Annotated in this window: 19 protein-coding genes; 12 read left to right on the forward strand and 7 right to left on the reverse strand. The window is 54.2% G+C overall.

Annotation, left to right across the window (positions count from 1 at the left end; all coding sequences use genetic code 11):
* The 7 genes from mrdB to lipA all read left to right on the forward strand — a co-directional run bounded on the left by mrdB (nucleotide 1) and on the right by lipA (nucleotide 7112).
* The gene (gene mrdB / locus N5C09_RS04480) at nucleotides 1-1113 is read left to right on the forward strand and encodes a peptidoglycan glycosyltransferase MrdB (RefSeq protein WP_048966702.1); all 1113 of its coding nucleotides are present in this window, start codon (nucleotides 1-3) and stop codon (nucleotides 1111-1113) included.
* Between the two features lie 16 nt (nucleotides 1114-1129).
* The gene (rlpA, locus tag N5C09_RS04485; protein WP_279748525.1) at nucleotides 1130-2236 is read left to right on the forward strand and encodes an endolytic peptidoglycan transglycosylase RlpA; all 1107 of its coding nucleotides are present in this window, start codon (nucleotides 1130-1132) and stop codon (nucleotides 2234-2236) included.
* A gap of 139 nt (nucleotides 2237-2375) precedes the next feature.
* Nucleotides 2376-3587: a D-alanyl-D-alanine carboxypeptidase DacA gene (dacA, locus tag N5C09_RS04490; RefSeq protein WP_063866078.1), complete on the forward strand. Its 1212-nt coding sequence runs from the start codon at nucleotides 2376-2378 to the stop codon at nucleotides 3585-3587.
* Between the two features lie 107 nt (nucleotides 3588-3694).
* Nucleotides 3695-3958 carry a DUF493 family protein YbeD gene (ybeD, locus tag N5C09_RS04495; RefSeq protein ID WP_003858718.1) on the forward strand — a complete coding sequence of 88 codons (264 nt, stop codon included), beginning with the start codon at nucleotides 3695-3697 and terminating at the stop codon, nucleotides 3956-3958.
* A gap of 94 nt (nucleotides 3959-4052) precedes the next feature.
* Nucleotides 4053-4694 (forward strand): lipoyl(octanoyl) transferase LipB, encoded by a 642-nt coding sequence (gene lipB, locus N5C09_RS04500; RefSeq protein ID WP_063866077.1) that lies wholly within the window; start codon nucleotides 4053-4055, stop codon nucleotides 4692-4694.
* Between the two features lie 291 nt (nucleotides 4695-4985).
* A complete protein-coding gene (locus tag N5C09_RS04505; protein WP_107534918.1) occupies nucleotides 4986-5939 on the forward strand; it encodes a YbeF family transcriptional regulator in 954 nt (317 codons plus the stop codon).
* A gap of 207 nt (nucleotides 5940-6146) precedes the next feature.
* Nucleotides 6147-7112 carry a lipoyl synthase gene (gene lipA, locus N5C09_RS04510; protein WP_006809637.1) on the forward strand — a complete coding sequence of 322 codons (966 nt, stop codon included), beginning with the start codon at nucleotides 6147-6149 and terminating at the stop codon, nucleotides 7110-7112.
* Nucleotides 7113-7192: 80 nt separating this feature from the next.
* Here the strand turns inward: lipA and tatE are convergent, their stop codons facing one another.
* Together tatE and N5C09_RS04520 are read right to left on the reverse strand one after the other, a co-directional pair.
* Complete coding sequence (gene tatE, locus N5C09_RS04515; protein WP_003858723.1) at nucleotides 7193-7396, reverse strand: twin-arginine translocase subunit TatE; 204 nt, start codon at nucleotides 7394-7396, stop codon at nucleotides 7193-7195.
* Nucleotides 7397-7524: 128 nt separating this feature from the next.
* On the reverse strand, nucleotides 7525-8313 hold the full coding sequence (locus N5C09_RS04520) for a deaminated glutathione amidase (protein WP_279748526.1): 789 nt from the start codon (nucleotides 8311-8313) through the stop codon (nucleotides 7525-7527).
* A 67-nt stretch (nucleotides 8314-8380) separates the two neighbouring features.
* Between N5C09_RS04520 and crcB the strand changes: the two genes are divergently transcribed.
* Entirely contained in the window at nucleotides 8381-8764 is a 384-nt protein-coding gene (gene crcB / locus N5C09_RS04525) for a fluoride efflux transporter CrcB (RefSeq protein ID WP_063449384.1), read from the forward strand.
* A gap of 219 nt (nucleotides 8765-8983) precedes the next feature.
* Here crcB and cspE read toward each other — a convergent pair whose 3' ends face one another.
* Both cspE and pagP read right to left on the reverse strand, forming a co-directional pair.
* Nucleotides 8984-9193: a transcription antiterminator/RNA stability regulator CspE gene (gene cspE / locus N5C09_RS04530; RefSeq protein ID WP_002439184.1), complete on the reverse strand. Its 210-nt coding sequence runs from the start codon at nucleotides 9191-9193 to the stop codon at nucleotides 8984-8986.
* A gap of 190 nt (nucleotides 9194-9383) precedes the next feature.
* Entirely contained in the window at nucleotides 9384-9959 is a 576-nt protein-coding gene (pagP, locus tag N5C09_RS04535; RefSeq protein WP_063449385.1) for a lipid IV(A) palmitoyltransferase PagP, read from the reverse strand.
* 565 nt (nucleotides 9960-10524) lie between these two features.
* Between pagP and dcuC the strand changes: the two genes are divergently transcribed.
* Nucleotides 10525-11892 carry an anaerobic C4-dicarboxylate transporter DcuC gene (gene dcuC, locus N5C09_RS04540; protein WP_064910849.1) on the forward strand — a complete coding sequence of 456 codons (1368 nt, stop codon included), beginning with the start codon at nucleotides 10525-10527 and terminating at the stop codon, nucleotides 11890-11892.
* 94 nt (nucleotides 11893-11986) lie between these two features.
* Nucleotides 11987-12796 (forward strand): ribonuclease I, encoded by an 810-nt coding sequence (rna, locus tag N5C09_RS04545; protein ID WP_131636161.1) that lies wholly within the window; start codon nucleotides 11987-11989, stop codon nucleotides 12794-12796.
* On the opposite strand, the gene N5C09_RS04550 is transcribed toward rna, so the two are convergent.
* Complete coding sequence (locus tag N5C09_RS04550) at nucleotides 12790-13416, reverse strand: flavin reductase family protein (protein WP_107534915.1); 627 nt, start codon at nucleotides 13414-13416, stop codon at nucleotides 12790-12792. The genes rna and N5C09_RS04550 overlap by 7 nt on opposite strands.
* 260 nt (nucleotides 13417-13676) lie before the next feature.
* Between N5C09_RS04550 and rnk the strand changes: the two genes are divergently transcribed.
* Nucleotides 13677-14087, forward strand: coding sequence for a nucleoside diphosphate kinase regulator (gene rnk, locus N5C09_RS04555; RefSeq protein ID WP_279748527.1), 411 nt, complete (start codon nucleotides 13677-13679; stop codon nucleotides 14085-14087).
* 89 nt (nucleotides 14088-14176) lie between these two features.
* Here the strand turns inward: rnk and N5C09_RS04560 are convergent, their stop codons facing one another.
* Complete coding sequence (locus N5C09_RS04560; protein ID WP_015571156.1) at nucleotides 14177-15415, reverse strand: zinc-dependent alcohol dehydrogenase; 1239 nt, start codon at nucleotides 15413-15415, stop codon at nucleotides 14177-14179.
* A gap of 181 nt (nucleotides 15416-15596) precedes the next feature.
* Here N5C09_RS04560 and uspG point away from each other — a divergent pair, with 181 nt between their 5' ends.
* The gene (gene uspG, locus N5C09_RS04565; protein WP_063449390.1) at nucleotides 15597-16025 is read left to right on the forward strand and encodes a universal stress protein UspG; all 429 of its coding nucleotides are present in this window, start codon (nucleotides 15597-15599) and stop codon (nucleotides 16023-16025) included.
* A gap of 59 nt (nucleotides 16026-16084) precedes the next feature.
* Here uspG and ahpF read toward each other — a convergent pair whose 3' ends face one another.
* Nucleotides 16085-17650, reverse strand: coding sequence for an alkyl hydroperoxide reductase subunit F (gene ahpF / locus N5C09_RS04570; protein ID WP_107534913.1), 1566 nt, complete (start codon nucleotides 17648-17650; stop codon nucleotides 16085-16087).
* Between the last annotated feature and the right edge of the window lie 167 nt (nucleotides 17651-17817).

Genomic DNA, 17817 nt, shown 5'->3' on the forward strand with positions numbered 1-17817 from the left:
ATGACGGATAATCCGAATAAAAAATCGCTGTGGGATAAGATCCACATCGACCCAGCCATGCTGCTGATCCTGCTGGCTCTGCTGGTGTACAGCGCCCTCGTTATCTGGAGCGCCAGCGGCCAGGATATCGGCATGATGGAGCGTAAAATCGGCCAGATCGCCATGGGCCTGGTCATTATGGTGGTGATGGCGCAAATCCCACCGCGCGTGTACGAGGGCTGGGCGCCCTATCTCTATATTTTCTGTATCATTTTGCTGGTGGCGGTAGACGCGTTCGGTGCCATCTCGAAGGGGGCGCAACGCTGGCTGGATCTGGGGATTGTCCGCTTCCAGCCGTCGGAAATTGCCAAAATCGCCGTTCCGCTGATGGTGGCGCGCTTCATTAACCGCGACGTCTGTCCGCCGTCGTTGAAAAATACCGCCATTGCGCTGGTGCTGATTTTCCTCCCCACGCTGCTCGTGGCCGCACAGCCTGACCTCGGTACCTCGATTCTTATCGCCCTCTCCGGCCTGTTCGTTCTGTTCCTGTCCGGCCTGAGCTGGCGCCTGATCGGCATTGCGGTGGTCCTGCTGGCTGCCTTTATCCCTATTCTCTGGTTCTTCCTGATGCATGATTACCAGCGCCAGCGCGTGATGATGCTGCTCGATCCCGAGACCGATCCGCTGGGCGCAGGCTATCATATTATTCAGTCGAAGATTGCGATTGGCTCCGGCGGCCTGCGCGGAAAAGGCTGGCTGCACGGTACGCAGTCGCAGCTTGAATTTTTACCGGAACGCCATACCGACTTTATCTTTGCCGTTCTGGCTGAGGAGTTAGGGCTGGTTGGCATCCTGGTGCTGCTTGCACTCTACGTGCTGCTGATCATGCGTGGGCTCTACATTGCCGCGCGTGCGCAGACCACCTTTGGCCGGGTCATGGCGGGTGGGTTAATGTTGATTTTATTCGTTTATGTCTTCGTAAATATTGGTATGGTGAGTGGTATTCTGCCGGTTGTTGGCGTACCGCTGCCGCTGGTGAGTTACGGGGGCTCGGCACTGATCGTGTTGATGGCCGGGTTTGGTATCGTGATGTCGATCCATACCCACAGGAAAATGTTGTCCAAAAGCGTATAAAAATAAGGGGATCGCAATGCGTAAGCAGTGGCTGGGTATCTGTATCGCAGCAAGTTTACTTGCCGCCTGTACAAGTGATGATGGTCAGCAACAGGCAACCGTCGCGCCGCCGCAGCCTGCGGTCTGTAATGGCCCGATTGTTGAAATTAGCGGTGCCGATCCCGTTTATGAACCGCTGAACCCCAGCGTGAATCAGGATTATCAGCGCGACGGTAAAAGCTATAAAATCGTTCAGGATCCTTCCCGCTTCAGCCAGGCGGGCTTTGCTGCCATCTATGATGCTGAGCCAGGCAGCAACCTGACCGCCTCAGGTGAAACTTTCGATCCGATGCAGATCACGGCGGCACACCCGACGCTGCCCATCCCGAGCTATGCGCGCATCACTAACCTGGCGAACGGCCGAATGATCGTGGTGCGCATCAACGATCGTGGCCCTTACGGCAACGATCGCGTGATTTCCCTGTCGCGCGCGGCGGCCGATCGTCTGAACACCTCCAATAATACGAAAGTGCGTATCGACCCGATTATCGTGGCGCAGGATGGTTCGCTGTCTGGACCAGGCACAGCCTGTACCACGGTGGCGAAGCAAACCTACGCCCTGCCCGCTCGCCCGGACCTGAGCGGTGGTATGGGGGGCGCGTCAACGCCGGCAGAGCCCGCACAGCCGCAGGGTGAAGTGCGCGCCATCAGCAACGATACGCTGCAAAGTGAAGATGCGACAGGCGCCCCGGTGAAAAGCAGTGGTTTCCTTGGCGCACCCACCACCTTAGCGTCGGGCGTGATTGAATCGAATGAACCTGCTCCAGCGCCTGTCGTTACTGCGCCCGCAGCACAACCCGCCCCGGTAACTGCGCCGGCTGCGACGCAGACTGCTGCGCCTGCGCCTGCGGCGGCGAGCGGCAGCTACGTGGTTCAGGTTGGCGCCGTCAGCGATCGGACGCGTGCAGAGCAGTATCAGCAGCGCTTAAGCCAGCAGTTTGGCGTGCCAGGCCGCGTTGAGCAAAACGGTGCGGTATGGCGTATCCAGATGGGCCCGTTTGCCAGCAAAGCACAGGCCGCCTCCCTGCAACAGCGTTTGCAGAGCGAGGCGCAACTCCAGTCGTTTATCGCTGTTGCGAAATAATTAATCGGTGGTATCCGAAATGTCAGTTTGTGTAAACCACGTTAACACTCTCATGATGAAAGTCGGATGCCTGCCCGTATAGCATTTGCTATAGTAAGGCACTTTTTTTAATTCCATCACGGATGTCGTAGTTCTGACCATGAAGACCACTTTTTCTGCTCGTTTTGTGCAGCGCATGGCGCTGACCACGGCCCTTTGCGCTGCTGCGTTCTCCGCCGCTCACGCTGATGACCTGAACATCAAGACCATGATCCCTGGCGTTCCGCAGATCGACGCGGAATCCTACATCCTGATTGATTACAACTCCGGCAAAGTTCTGGCAGAACAGAACGCCGATGTCCGCCGCGATCCGGCCAGCCTGACTAAAATGATGACCAGCTACGTTATCGGCCAGGCGATGAAGGCAGGTAAATTCAAAGAAACCGACCTGGTAACTATCGGTAACGACGCGTGGGCGACCGGTAACCCGGTGTTCAAAGGTTCATCGCTGATGTTCCTGAAGCCAGGCATGCAGGTTCCCGTCTCTCAGCTGATTCGCGGCATTAACTTGCAGTCCGGTAACGACGCCTGCGTGGCAATGGCCGACTTTGCCGCAGGCAGCCAGGACGCGTTTGTTGGTCTGATGAACAGCTACGTCTCCGCGCTGGGCCTGAAAAACACCCACTTCCAGACCGTTCACGGCCTGGATGCGGAAGGCCAGTACAGCTCCGCGCGTGACATGGCGCTGATTGGTCAGGCGCTGATCCGCGATGTGCCAAACGAATACTCTATCTACAAAGAGAAAGAGTTCACCTTCAACGGCATTCGTCAGACCAACCGTAACGGCCTCCTGTGGGATAACAGCCTGAACGTCGACGGCATCAAAACCGGCCACACCGACAAAGCCGGCTATAACCTGGTGGCTTCCGCTACTGAAGGCCAGATGCGTCTGATCTCCGCCGTGATGGGGGGCCGCACGTTTAAAGGACGCGAAACAGAAAGCAAAAAACTGCTGACCTGGGGCTTCCGCTTCTTCGAAACCGTGAACCCGCTGAAGGCCGGTAAAGAATTTGCTTCTGAGCCCGTCTGGTTTGGCGATAACGACCGTGCTTCCCTGGGCGTGGACAAAGATCTCTATCTGACAATCCCACGCGGTCGCATGAAAGATCTGAAAGCCAGCTACGTGCTGAACACCACCGAACTGCACGCCCCGCTGCAAAAGAATCAGGTTGTGGGTACCATCAACTTCCAGCTGGATGGCAAAACCATCGATCAGCGCCCACTGGTGGTGCTGGAAGAAATTCCTGAAGGCAATTTCTTCGGCAAAATCATTGATTACATTAAGCTGATGTTCCATCACTGGTTTGGTTAAAAATTGAACACTTGAAAGTGTGATTTTGATCCCCATATACTACGTATCAGTATAACTCCCGCCCCGTGGCGGGAGTTATTATTTTTTATACACACGCCGGAGCTGACATGAAAACCAAACTTAACGAACTGCTTGAATTCCCTACCCCTTTTACTTACAAAGTAATGGGTCTGGCGAAACCTGAGCTGGTTGATCAGGTGGTTGAAGTGGTACAGCGCCATGCGCCGGGCGACTACTCTCCATCAGTCAAACCGAGCAGCAAAGGTAACTACCACTCGGTCTCAATCACCATTACTGCAACACACATTGAGCAGGTAGAGACGCTGTACGAAGAGCTCGGCAATATCGAAATTGTTCGTATGGTACTGTAGTCCCTCTGCGGTTGCCCGGTTTGCCGGGTAACCCCCTTCCCCGCTGTGATATACTCCCCGTTACCTATTCTCCCTTGTCTTCGGAGACATCCTTTTGTACCAGGATAAAATTCTTGTCCGCCATCTTGGGCTACAGCCTTACGAGCCTGTTTCTCAGGCTATGCATGACTTTACCGATACGCGCGATGACACCACGCCTGACGAAATCTGGCTGGTTGAACACCTGCCGGTGTTCACTCAAGGCCAGGCAGGAAAAGCCGAACATTTATTAATGACAGGCGATATCCCGGTGATCCAGAGCGATCGCGGTGGACAGGTGACGTACCACGGCCCTGGCCAGCAGGTGATGTATGTCTTGCTTAACCTGAAACGCAGAAAGCTGGGCGTGCGCGAGCTGGTTACCCTACTGGAACAGACCGTGGTGAACACGCTGGCTGAGTATGATATTGACGCTCATCCTCGCGCCGATGCGCCGGGCGTCTATGTTGGAGAGATGAAGATCTGTTCGCTGGGGCTGCGTATTCGTAAAGGCTGCTCGTTCCATGGGCTGGCGTTGAATATCAATATGGATCTGACCCCCTTCCAGCGCATCAACCCGTGTGGGTATGCCGGTATGGAAATGACGCAAATGCGCCAGTGGGTTGATACAGCCACGCCTGACAATATCCGCCCCGTGCTTCTGAAGAACTTTTTAGCGCTGCTTAACAATCCCGCTTACGAATATATTACTGCTTAACACCCATCCGTCAGTGGCTCGATTATTTGACGAGCCACGTCTTAATAAACGCATTTACGCTTTACAATAAACCGCATATTCTATATTTTCGAGTCGCCCATATATTAGCGACCCATATTAATTAGAACCTTAATAGAACCATTACCGGGTATCGTGTAACGTGCGTGACAATCACCCAACTGCTTGTTTTCGATAAACAATGGAAACTTACGAAAGACTTTACTGATCTCTGCAAGCATAATAAATAAATTCAACTATCATTCATATTGTGAATGGATACGGAGTAAGAGCGTGGAGCCTACTAATTTACCAGCCAAACGCCTGAATGAAACCGGCGGCGAAGATAAGCCGCAAATTTTTCGGACTTTACGTAATATTGATCTCAATTTACTGACTATTTTTGAGGCGGTATATGTCCACAAAGGTATCGTTAATGCTGCGAAAATTCTTAATCTCACGCCCTCTGCTATTAGCCAGTCCATTCAAAAATTGCGCGCGATATTTCCCGATCCGTTATTTATTCGTAAAGGCCAGGGCGTAACCCCAACCGCATACGCCACCCATCTGCATGAGTACATCAGTCAGGGCCTGGAGTCGATTCTGGGCGCGCTGGATCTCACCGGCAGTTACGATAAGCAAAGAACCATTACCATAGGCACCTCGCCCTCGGTGGGCGTTCTGGTCATGCCGGCTATTTATCAGGCTGTGAAACAGCATGCGCCGCAGCTGCTGATCCGCAACGTGCCCGTAAACGATCCGGAAACACAGCTGGCGCAATTCCAGACGGATCTGATCATCGACAGCAATACCTTCGCGGCCAGAGCATTAGGGCATAACGTTCTTTATTCCGACTCGCTGGCGCTCGTTTGTCGTCAGGCTCACCCTGCGTTGAGCGCACCATTGACGCCAGAAAATCTGCGTCAATACGAACATGCCACGTTTATGGCCGAAGGACAGGGACAGGATCCGCTGCGACAGCGTATTAACGAACTGTTCCCGGACCGTCTGATCAGCTTCAGCAGTTACAATATGTTTACCCTTGCGGCCCTGCTTGGCAGCAGCGATTTGCTCTGTATCATGCCCGTGCGTCTCTTCACTCTGCTGCAAAAGTGCTGGCCGCTGGAGAGCATTCCGCTGAGCCAGCTCGCTACGGAATCTGTTGAAATCTCACTGCATTACAACAAACTAAGCCTGCGCGATCCGGTCCTGGAAAACGTCATTAACGTGATCCGTCAGGCTTTCTGATCCTGCCTTTCAGCACAAGACCCTGCCGCATGCGGGGCAAAAGGCACAAAACAACAACTATTTTACAAATTGGCGACCTGGCAGGCTGCTTTCACGCCCCTATAAATGATATACTGCCTGTCGTTCGTTCAAAAATAGTTGATAATTACAACATTCCCTTGAATTGAAACGCTTTCCTTCGATATTCGCAACTGGAACACGCACGCTATGAGTAAACCCATTGTGATGGAACGCGGTGTTAAATACCGCGATGCCGATAAAATGGCCCTTATCCCGGTTAAAAACGTGGCTACAGAGCGCGAAGCGCTGTTAAGAAAACCGGAATGGATGAAAATTAAACTTCCGGCTGACTCTTCGCGTATCCAGGGGATCAAAGCGGCGATGCGCAAAAATGGCCTCCACTCTGTCTGTGAAGAGGCCTCCTGCCCTAACCTTGCTGAATGTTTCAATCACGGTACCGCGACGTTTATGATTCTGGGTGCCATCTGCACCCGCCGCTGCCCGTTCTGTGACGTTGCCCATGGCCGTCCTGTTGCGCCTGACGCTAACGAACCGCAAAAACTGGCGCAGACCATTGCCGATATGGCGCTGCGTTATGTTGTTATCACCTCCGTTGACCGTGACGATCTGCGCGATGGCGGTGCTCAGCATTTTGCAGACTGCATTACCGCCATCCGCGAAAAAAGCCCGAACATTAAGATTGAGACGCTGGTGCCGGACTTCCGTGGCCGAATGGACCGCGCGCTCGATATTCTGACCGCGACGCCTCCAGACGTGTTCAACCACAACCTGGAGAACGTGCCGCGTATCTACCGTCAGGTACGTCCAGGTGCAGATTACAACTGGTCTCTGAAACTGCTGGAGCGCTTTAAAGAAGCCCATCCGCATATTCCTACCAAGTCTGGCCTGATGGTGGGTCTGGGTGAAACCAACGCTGAAATCATTGAAGTGATGCGCGATCTGCGCCGCCATGGCGTGACGATGCTGACGCTGGGCCAGTACCTACAGCCAAGCCGTCATCACCTGCCCGTACAGCGTTATGTGAGCCCGGATGAGTTCGATGAAATGAAAGCCGAAGCGATGGCGATGGGCTTTACCCACGCGGCCTGCGGCCCGTTTGTTCGCTCCTCTTATCACGCCGATATGCAGGCGAAAGGCGAAGAAGTTAAATAAACCTGTAAAATTTGCTTACAGTAAAACAAAAAACCGGCCTCGTGAGCCGGTTTTTTTATGCAAGCCTTGCAGCATTGCCATTACTCTTTGTGCGAAAGCTTCTGTGCGGTGATGTCATCTTCGGCACTTTTCTTTGCTGCCGCGTCGTCATCGTTCATTGCTTTCTTAAAGCCCTTAATGGCAGCACCCAGGTCTCCACCCAGCGTGCGTAACTTCTTGGTACCGAACAGCAGGACGACCAGTGCGGCAACCACCAGCAGTTTGGTAATACTAATCTCACCCATAAATACCTTCTTTACATGAAACAGGCTGCATTCAGCGCCAAAGAAACCTGAACGTATTAACGGTCATCAGGCGCGCGCACACAATAGCAATCTGTAACAAGGTGAATCAAGCATTGTTGAAAAAAACATCATATTAATTGCGGTGGCGCAAATCTGCGGTTACGCAGAACAGGTAATTGCTGACGCGCAAGGGCGATTCGGTCTGATGTTATCTCCGTCAGCAGTAGCGCAGGCGACTCCGCCGCCGCCGCAACGGTCACTCCCAGCGGATCGACAACCCTGCTCTGCCCGATATTCCTGTTACCACATTCCCCTGCGGCAACCACATAACAGGTGGTATCCAGCGCGCGTGCGGTCAGCAGCGTGGCCCAGTGATGCTCCTTAAGCGGGCCTCTGACCCACGCGGCAGGCAGCACCAGCACCTCTGCCCCCTGCAATGCCAGATTCAGCGCCAGCTCGGGAAAACGGATATCGTAGCAGGTCATCAGGCCAACCTTAAAACCGTCCACCTCAATCAGCGGCGGAATAATACTCCCCGGATCGACCAGCCGCGACTCCTGGATGCTGAACGCATCATACAGATGTAGCTTGGCGTAACTCGCGACAATCGCACCTTCACGAATCGCCACCAGCGTGTTCACCGCACGTCCCGGCGTGGAGGGAACATGAATAGTCAAAATGGTGGTGAGCGCGTTGCCAGCGCTTTCGGCCAGAAGTCGTTTCAAAAACGCCCCTTCCAGCATTTGCGCAGATTTGACCGACAGGTCCGGATCGCTATCATCACGCGCCAGTAACGCTTCCGGAAGCACCAGCAGCGCCGCCCCTTTTTGCGTTGCCTGGTCCATCAGGGAGACGCATTTGCGCGCATTTTCATTCCAGTCCGGCGTCACCGCGAACTGCCCTACTGCTACATACATAATTGTCTCCCGGTTAAAAACAGCGTTACACTCGACGCATTCACACAGCAAACAGCAGGTAATGACAGTGTTACAACTACTTATAGCCGTTTTTATTGGTGGGGGCACGGGTAGCGTTGCGCGGTGGCTCTTAAGCATGCGGTTTAACCCTCTGCATCAGGCCATTCCGATGGGCACACTGGCAGCAAATCTGCTTGGCGCATTTATTATTGGCATGGGGCTGGCGTGGTTCAATCGCATGACTCATATCGACCCGATGTGGAAGGTGCTGATCACGACCGGTTTCTGTGGTGGCTTAACGACGTTTTCGACCTTCTCTGCGGAAGTAGTATTTCTGTTTCAGGAAGGACGGATGGGCTGGGCGCTGACGAATATCGCCGTTAACATGCTTGGCTCGTTTGCGATGACCGCGATCGCATTCTGGTTATTTTCCTCCGCCAGCGGACAGTAAGCGTGGCACCCTTAATGTTGGCTTAACTTTTCTCTGTCACTCTTGGCGCAATACTGACTGAGGGTGAAAGCATGAAAGAGAATCTGTTGAGCGCGGGCATGGTACTGCTAAGCGTTGCGATCGTCGCCAGCTTTCTGAAGATCTATCTTATGGGTTGATTCAGAACGAAAAAAACCCGCTCATTGAGCGGGTTTTGAAATTCTTGCTGACGCGTCTGAATTACAGAGCGATTACGTTAGCAGCAGAAGGGCCTTTGGCACCGTTAGTGATTTCGAACTCTACGCGCTGACCTTCAGCCAGAGTTTTGAAACCATTAGACTGGATTGCAGAGAAGTGTACGAACACGTCTTTGCTGCCATCTTCAGGAGTAATGAAACCGAATCCTTTGGACTCATTAAACCACTTAACGTTACCTTTAATCTTAGACATCAAAATTACCTTTACATTAAAAAACGACACAAATGCTGTGTCGGGTATCAGTACAACAATTGTGAGGCGTTTTGTCCAGCGGATCTTTGATAAAAAGTGACAAAAGTCGCGTTAATTTTCGCTGTCCGATTTTTATCCTTTACATTTCAATGCCTGTGCATTTTTTGACCGATTCATCACCCAAAATCAGTTAAAACTGGAACCGCATCCAGGCAAAGTAAACGTTACCGTTGTTATACGTACCCGGTATGTAGGTCATCTGAAACGTCGCCGGGCCATAACCGATAGAGGCAAGCGGCAACAGCACCGGGACAGGAATGTATTTCCAGTTATCACGCGCCGTCACCCCTGCCGTATAGCCTAAACCCAGATGGAAATTGTCGTCTGATAACGGACGCCAGGTTTTTTCCCAGCCGTAGCCGCCAATGGGCTCCCATTTGTTGTAGGAGTCCTTAAACGCCATCAGGTACAGGCCATGCCAGTTCCCTTTTTCATCCCAGCGAGACTGACCGAAGCCAGCCCCCCAGGGACGCTCGTTATAACGGTCTGTTTTTTCTTTATCGTAGGCAAAACGGGCGTGCCACGTAATGGCCGGAATATAGAGATCGTAATGCTCGGGTTCCTTCCATGTTTGCGCGACGTTATCCGTGAAGGTCGTAAACCAGCCTTTATCCGCTGTATTACCCTCTGCATTTACAACGGACGCGAACGATAACTGCCCAATAATAAACAATAAAAGAAGGGGGAATTTAAATCGTACAATCACAGTGCCATTACCCTATTTCGTATTCAGTGCAAACCTTAACACAGGATACTTGAATGAACGCTTAACGGCATGGGGGGTATTCTTAATTAACAATCCGGTGCTGAGAATAGTCTGCGTACCGGAAATCTGCCTGACTGAATAAGCGCATACAAAGGGCATATTTAACTCTGATGTAACAATTTATGCTGCGCAGGAATATCCGACATTCACAGCCGTGGTGCGGTAATCTTCCTGCCGCCATCGCTGCGACGGTACAGCGCCGGGCCGCGGCCAGGGCACGTTCGCGGGCTTCAATGCTTTTCGAAGCGAGATGCTGGGACAACAGCACGCCACACCCAAAAAATTAACACTTAAATATCAATTTAATGACATATAATCTCTATTCATCTGGTCAATAAGGACATAAGATAAATGACGCAGGATGAGCAAAAATATCATCATCATTGCCTTTAGTCGTCGCTTTCTTGATTTTAATCAGCAAGGACTGGCCATTTATTCGGCACATTTCAGGCTGCTTTTTTATTGATTATTTGTCCTCTCGGGCAGCAAGGATACAGGGGAAATCATGCTTACTTTTCTCGAACTCCTCATTGGAGTCGTGGTCATTGTCGGTGTAGCACGCTACATCATTAAAGGATACTCTGCCACCGGCGTGTTATTTGTCGGCGGCCTGGCGCTGCTCATCATTAGCGCGCTAATGGGTCATCAGGTATTACCCGCCAGTGAAGCCAGCACGGGATATACCGCCACCGATATTGTGGAATATATAAAAATTCTGCTGATGAGCCGCGGCGGCGATCTGGGCATGATGATCATGATGCTCTGCGGTTTTGCCGCCTATATGACCCATATCGGCGCGAATGATATGGTGGTGAAGCTGGCCTCTAAGCCGCTGCAATATATTAACTCCCCCTACCTGCTGATGGTCGCGGCCTATTTCCTGGCCTGCCTGATGTCGTTAGCCGTTTCCTCAGCCACAGGCCTCGGCGTGCTGTTGATGGCGACGTTATTCCCGGTAATGGTTAACGTCGGGATCAGCCGTGGCGCAGCGGCGGCTATTTGCGCCTCTCCGGCGGCAATTATCCTCTCCCCTACTTCCGGTGACGTAGTGCTGGCCGCAAAAGCGGCGGAAATGTCGCTGATTGACTTCGCCTTCAAAACCACGCTGCCGATCTCTATTACCGCTATTCTCGGTATGGGCGTGGCGCACTTCTTCTGGCAGCGCTATCTCGATAAGAAAGAGAACGTCAGCCATGAAATGATGGACGTCAGCGAAATCACCACTACCGCCCCGGCGTTTTATTCTATCCTGCCGTTCACCCCGATTATTGGCGTGCTTATTTTTGACGGAAAATGGGGTCCGCAGCTGCACATCATCACTATCCTGGTGATCTGTATGCTGCTGGCGGCCATCCTCGAATTTGTCCGTGGCTTTAATACCCAGAAAGTGTTCACTGGTCTGGAAGTTGCCTTCCGCGGTATGGCAGACGCCTTCGCGGGCGTGGTAATGCTGCTGGTTGCCGCAGGGGTATTTGCCCAGGGGCTGAGCACCATCGGCTTTATTCAGAGCCTGATCTCTATCGCCACCTCGTTCGGCTCGGCCAGCATTATCCTGATGCTGGTACTGGTGGTGCTGACCATGCTGGCGGCGATGACCACCGGCTCCGGTAACGCGCCTTTCTACGCCTTTGTTGAGATGATCCCTAAGCTGGCACACACCTCCGGCATCAACCCGGCTTACCTGTCCATTCCAATGCTTCAGGCCTCTAACCTGGGTCGTACCATCTCTCCGGTATCGGGCGTGGTGGTTGCGGTTGCGGGGATGGCAAAAATCTCTCCGTTTGAAGTGGTAAAACGCACGTCAGTGCCGGTGCTGGTTGGTCTGATTATCGTCATCATCGCCACCGAAGTGCTGGTTCCCGGCGCTGCCTAAGCGAAATTCCTGGTTTCCAAAAAGCGCCTGCGGGCGCTTTTTGTGCTTTAATAACCCCCAGAAATTAATCGCGCCCAACCAATCAGGAAAGCAAATGTTCAGGAAGGATATCGTTATCCCGTCTGGCGCAGTAGCGCTTGCACTCTGTGTCTTCTCACTCCAGGCGGACCCTCTTAAGGCAACGCAGTACGGCGATTTCGATCGCTACGTTCTGGCGCTTTCCTGGCAAACCGGATTTTGCCAAAGCATGGTCGAACGTAACCGCGACGAACCGGACGAGTGCCGGCTGCAAAAAGAGAGCAACAACAAAACCGATTTTCTGACCGTCCACGGCTTATGGCCCGGCCTGCCGAAATCGATCGCTGCTCGCGGCGTGGATGAACGCCGCTGGATGCGCTTCGGCTGCGCCACGCGTCCGGTGCCGAACATGCCGGAAGCAAAAGCCAGCCGCAAATGTGCCGCAGCAGAAACCGGGCTATCGCTCTCGGGCGCGGCAAAGCTGAACAGCGTGATGCCCGGCGCGGGCGGCAACTCCTGCCTTGAACGTTATGAATACGCAAAACACGGCGTCTGCTTTGGTTTTGATCCCGACGCCTACTTCGGCACCATGGTGCGCATGAACCAGGAAGTGAAGAGTAGCGCGGTAGGGGAATTTCTGGCGGAAAACTACGGCAAAACCGTACGCCGCAGCGACTTTGATGCCGCCGTGGCCAAAAGCTGGGGGAAGCAGAACGTTAAAGCCTTCAAGCTTACCTGCCATGGCAATCCGGCCTATTTGACCGAAATGCAGATCTCGCTGAAATCCAGCACCATAAACCAGCCGCTCTCTGCCGGCTCCTTTGCTCCGCAGCCGCATCCGGGCAACTGCGGTAAACAGTTCGTCATCGATAAAGCCGGTTACTGATTGTTCCTGCGGGCATCCGGGCGTACCAGATCGAACCGATGGCTGTCGCTGATGGCGTAGTAGGCCGTCGGTCCCCCCGCACGCAGAATGGGCTGCGCTTTTGCGGTTTGGTAAATCCCCTCTTCCAGCAGACTTTCGGCGATGTGGACGCCCACCACTTCGCCGAGCACCAGCCAGGTATCAATCGGCGTCCCGTCCGCGCCGGTAAGCTGAATGCACTGCGATAATCGGCACTCGAAATTAACCGGGCTTTCCGCCACGCGCGGCGCGCCCACAAGCTGGCTGGCTACGGGCGTCAGGCCGGCAAAGGTAAATTCATCCTCACCATGAGGCAGCGTGACGGAAGTTTCATTCATCGCCTCGGCCAGATCGCGCGTCGCGAGGTTCCAGACAAACTCACCCGTTTCGGTAATATTCCGCACGCTGTCCTTCCAGCCGTTGCTGGAAAAACCAATGATTGGGGGGCGATAGTTAAAGCAGTTAAAGAAGCTATACGGGGCCAGGTTCAGCTGTCCGGCCTTATCACTGGATGAGATCCAGCCAATCGGACGCGGGCCGATAATGGCATTCAGCGGGTCGTGCGGCAGGCCGTGCCCCTGAGAAGGTTGGTAAAAGTACATATCGCTCTCTCTACGGTGGGCTGCAAAGCGCATTGCCCGGATTCGGTCTTCCCAGACTAACGAAATTTCCGTTCAGCGTGAATCGGGGGCCGGGTTTATTGCCAAAAATTCATATGGCGCATGATTGTGACGTTCATCACTTCAAACTTACGGGTTCAGACAGTATCATCAGATAAGTTAAACCCTCGCTGCCAGACGGCGAGGGTTTTCTTTTGGATTGGTTTCTGCGTTACACGCAGCATTAACGACATGGAGTAAAAATGTCCAGACCTACGATTATCATCAATGAACTCGACGCAGAACGTATTGACCGCCTGTTGGAAAAACCAAAATTTGCCTCGCTGCCGGTAGCGGATGCGCTGAACGAAGAGCTAGACCGGGCGCAGATGTGTACGCCTGAAACCATGCCGCATGATGTGGTCACCATGAACAGCCAGGTGAAGTTCCGCAACCTGACGACCGGGGAAGAACTGACCCGCACGCTGGTCTACCCGGCGCAGATGACCGACAGCAGCACGCAGCTTTCGGTGCTGGCCCCCGTGGGCGCGGCGCTGCTTGGGCTGCGCACGGGCGATACCATCCACTGGGAACTCCCGGGCGGCGCATCGGCCCATCTGGAAGTGCTTGAGCTGCTCTACCAGCCCGAAGCCGCGGGCGATTACCTGCGTTAATCCCTTCTGAACAAGCGACCCCGCTTTGCACAGAGGATGCGTCTGCATCCTCTTTCCGCAAAATCACCCGAGAGTGTCAGTGAGAGGCCTCACACGACGCCGCCGGGGAAAGCATTCACTAGCCCTTTCACCTTCTGCTGTGCGGCCTCCGGGGTATCTGCGCCAGGCACCAGGATCACCTTGCGGCACTCCTCCTCGCGTTTTTCGAAAATCTTATAGGCGCGCTCCGCGTCGGCCAGCGGAAGGTAATGGGTCACAATATCTTCCGGCGTGAGCAGCCCCTTTTCGATGAGCGGCAGCAGCTCTCCCAGCCAGGCATGGACGTGCGTCTGGCCCATCTTAAAGCTCAGCCCCTTATCGAAGGCATCGCCAAACAGGAAGCCGTGGATAAAGCCGGCATACACGCCCGGCACGCTGACCACGCCACCGCGTCGCACCGCCGCAATGCACTGGCGCAGGGCTTTGCCGCTGCTGCCTTCAATTTTCAGGTTACTGAGGATCGTTTCCGTCGTGCTGCCTTTGGCCTCAAACCCGACGGCATCAATGACCGCATCCACCCCGCGCTGCCCGGCCGTTTGCTCAATGATTTTCTCCGCCGCGTCGTTATCGTCATCAAAGTTAATCGGGATGGCGCCATAGCGCTCCTGAGCAAACCGCAGCCGGTAAGGGTGATGGTCAACCACGAAAATCTGCTCTGCGCCAAGCAGACGCGCGCAGGCAATGGTCAGTAGCCCCACCGGTCCGGCCCCGAATACGGCGACGCTGGAGCCTTTCTGGATCTGGGCGTTTTTCGCCGCCTGCCAGGCGGTTGGCAGAATATCGGACAGGAAAAGCGCTTTGTCATCAGACAACAGCTGCGGCACTTTAAACGGCCCCACGTTACCTTTCGGCACGCGCACGTACTCAGCCTGTCCGCCCGGCACGCCGCCGTAGAGATGGCTGTAGCCAAACAGCGCCGCAGGAGCGGGAATTTGCTTTTTGTTCAGCGCCGCGCCCTGCCCGCGGTTCGTGTTTTCGCAGGCCGCGTACTGCTGCATCTGGCAAAAGAAGCAGTCGCCGCAGGCGATCACAAACGGGATCACCACCCGGTCGCCTTTCTGCACGTTTTTCACCTCGCTTCCGCACTCCACCACTTCGCCCATAAATTCATGACCAAAGATATCGCCGTGCTGGACCTTGGGAATTTTTCCGCGATAAAGATGCAGATCGGAACCACAGATCGCCGTGGCCGTTACGCGCAGGATGATATCGTCTGGCTGTTCAATGCCCGGGTCAGGCACGTTATCAACCCGAACATGGTGTGGACCGTGATAGGTGAGAGCTTTCATGCAACCTCCGAAAGGGTGTGGGTTAGCTTATAAAAGGGTAGCTACCCCACGGGATCTGCCCCGGAATCCGGCTGTTTTGAGATTTATCCTGGCGAAATGAAAAAGTGCTGTCGGGATTACAGAAACCATTTATATTTTGTGGTTGAATGATTTCAGCGTTTATAAACAAGGAGAAACGGTTATGTATCAAACAATCATTATGCCGGTTGATGTTTTCGAAATGGAACTGAGTGATAAAGCTGTACGTCACGCGGAATTTCTCGCGCAGCAGGACGGAATTATTCATCTTCTGCATGTCTTACCGGGCTCTGCCAGCCTGAGCCTGCACCGCTTTGCTGCCGACGTGCGTCGTTTTGAAGAGCATTTACAGCACGAAGCCGAAACGCGCCTGCAAACCATGGTCGGGCATTTCAGCATCGATCCTTCCCGCATTAAAACTCACGTTCGCTTCGGCAGCGTTCGCGACGCCGTCAACGAGCTGGCCGCGGAGCTGAATGCGGACGTGGTGGTGATCGGTTCGCGTAATCCTTCCATCACCACGCACCTGCTGGGATCGAACGCGTCCAGCGTGATCCGCCACACCCACATTCCGGTGATGGTCGTCAGATAAAAAAAGAGGCCACCTTCTGGTGGCCTCTTGAATTGCAGGTATAGTCTTGCTTTCTTTTGTTATGCGGTTTTGGTGCGGATCAGGTAATCAAACGAGCTCAGCGACGCTTTCGCACCTTCGCCGGTGGCGATGATGATCTGCTTGTACGGCACGGTGGTGCAGTCGCCCGCCGCAAATACCCCTTTCACGCTGGTTTCGCATTTCGCATCAATGATGATCTCGCCCATGCGGTTGCGCTCAATCGCGCCTTCCAGCCAGGTGGTGTTTGGCAGCAGACCAATCTGAACGAAGATCCCCGCCAGCGGTACGCTGTGGATATCGCCGCTCACACGGTCGCGGTATTCCAGACCGGTCACCTTGCTGCCGTCGCCTTTCACTTCCGTCGTCTGGGCATTCAGCACAATGTCGACGTTATTCAGGCTACGCACTTTGTCCTGCAACACCTGGTCCGCTTTCATCTCTGGGGCGAACTCCAGCAGGGTAACGTGTTCAACAATCCCCGCCAGATCGATAGCCGCTTCCACGCCGGAGTTACCACCGCCGATCACCGCTACGCGTTTGCCTTTGAACAGCGGGCCGTCGCAGTGCGGGCAGTAGGTCACGCCTTTGGTGCGATACTGATCTTCACCCGGCACGTTCATGTTGCGCCATTTCGCGCCGGTGGCAATGATCACGCTGCGCGCTTTCAGCACCGCGCCAGAGGCGGTTTCAATCTGGTGTAAGCCACCTTCTACCGCCGCCGGAACCAGTTTGCTGGCGCTCTGGCTGTCGATGACGTCCACAGCGTAATCGCTGACGTGCGCCTTCAACGCACCGGCCAGCTTCTGACCTTCGGTTTTCGGCACGGAAATGTAGTTTTCGATGTCTACCGTATCGAGCACCTGACCACCGAAACGCTCGCCCATCAGGCCGGTGCGGATCCCTTTACGTGCGGAGTAAACCGCTGCCGCCGCGCCCGCAGGGCCGGAACCGACAATCAGCACATCGTACGCATCGCGTTTGTTCAGCTCTTCCGCCGCGCGTTTTTCTGCACCGGTATCCACTTTCGCGACGATTTCCGTCAGCGTCATGCGGCCCTGACCGAACTCCTGACCGTTCAGATACACCGCCGGAACGCCCATCACGTTGCGATCGGTGATTTCATTCTGGAACGTGCCGCCGTCAATCGCCGTATGCTTGATGCGCGGGTTCAGAACCGACATCAGGTTGAGCGCCTGCACCACGTCCGGGCAGTTGTGGCAGGAGAGCGAATAATAGGTTTCAAACTCAAAATCACCGTCGATATCGCGGATCTGCTCCAGCAGGGTCTGCGCTTCTTTCGACGGGTGACCACCGGTCCACAGCAGCGCCAGCACCAGTGAGGTAAATTCATGTCCCAGCGGAGAGCCGGCAAAACGCGGTCCCTTGTCCGAGCCCGGGTTAGTAATCAGGAAAGAAGGTTTACGAACCGCAAGCGAATTGTCTTCTTTGAAGGTCACTTTTGGCGACAGTTCAGCGATCTCTGCCAGCAGCTCTTTGATTTCTGCCGATTTCGCGCTGTCGTCCAGCGTGGCAATCAGCTCAACGGGTTTGGTCAGTTTCTCAAGGTAGGCCTTGAGCTGGGTTTTCATATTGGTGTCGAGCATGGTTCTTCCCTCTCTTAAGACGTCATCATGCAAGCTGCCTTTGCGGGCGGCCTGAATGCAACTTGCATCATGGTGCTGGAATGAAATGGGCGCGGGTGCGCCCATTGATTGCCGGAGGCACTTCGTTTACCCGGCCTACGATACCGTAGGCCTGTGCAAGCGCAGCG

Source organism: Enterobacter sp. GD03975, assembly GCF_029838645.1.
Classification (GTDB): domain Bacteria; phylum Pseudomonadota; class Gammaproteobacteria; order Enterobacterales; family Enterobacteriaceae; genus Enterobacter; species Enterobacter quasihormaechei.

What these genes read in the sequence shown, in the direction of transcription:
- mrdB (WP_048966702.1), top strand. Translation starts at nt 1, where the DNA reads ATGACGGATAATCCGAATAAAAAATCGCTGTGGGATAAGATCCACATC.
- rlpA (WP_279748525.1), top strand. Translation starts at nt 1,130, where the DNA reads ATGCGTAAGCAGTGGCTGGGTATCTGTATCGCAGCAAGTTTACTTGCC.
- dacA (WP_063866078.1), top strand. Translation starts at nt 2,376, where the DNA reads ATGAAGACCACTTTTTCTGCTCGTTTTGTGCAGCGCATGGCGCTGACC.
- ybeD (WP_003858718.1), top strand. Translation starts at nt 3,695, where the DNA reads ATGAAAACCAAACTTAACGAACTGCTTGAATTCCCTACCCCTTTTACT.
- lipA (WP_006809637.1), top strand. Translation starts at nt 6,147, where the DNA reads ATGAGTAAACCCATTGTGATGGAACGCGGTGTTAAATACCGCGATGCC.
- tatE (WP_003858723.1), bottom strand. Translation starts at nt 7,396, where the DNA reads ATGGGTGAGATTAGTATTACCAAACTGCTGGTGGTTGCCGCACTGGTC.
- N5C09_RS04520 (WP_279748526.1), bottom strand. Translation starts at nt 8,313, where the DNA reads ATGTATGTAGCAGTAGGGCAGTTCGCGGTGACGCCGGACTGGAATGAA.
- cspE (WP_002439184.1), bottom strand. Translation starts at nt 9,193, where the DNA reads ATGTCTAAGATTAAAGGTAACGTTAAGTGGTTTAATGAGTCCAAAGGA.
- dcuC (WP_064910849.1), top strand. Translation starts at nt 10,525, where the DNA reads ATGCTTACTTTTCTCGAACTCCTCATTGGAGTCGTGGTCATTGTCGGT.
- rna (WP_131636161.1), top strand. Translation starts at nt 11,987, where the DNA reads ATGTTCAGGAAGGATATCGTTATCCCGTCTGGCGCAGTAGCGCTTGCA.
- N5C09_RS04550 (WP_107534915.1), bottom strand. Translation starts at nt 13,416, where the DNA reads ATGTACTTTTACCAACCTTCTCAGGGGCACGGCCTGCCGCACGACCCG.
- rnk (WP_279748527.1), top strand. Translation starts at nt 13,677, where the DNA reads ATGTCCAGACCTACGATTATCATCAATGAACTCGACGCAGAACGTATT.
- N5C09_RS04560 (WP_015571156.1), bottom strand. Translation starts at nt 15,415, where the DNA reads ATGAAAGCTCTCACCTATCACGGTCCACACCATGTTCGGGTTGATAAC.
- uspG (WP_063449390.1), top strand. Translation starts at nt 15,597, where the DNA reads ATGTATCAAACAATCATTATGCCGGTTGATGTTTTCGAAATGGAACTG.
- ahpF (WP_107534913.1), bottom strand. Translation starts at nt 17,650, where the DNA reads ATGCTCGACACCAATATGAAAACCCAGCTCAAGGCCTACCTTGAGAAA.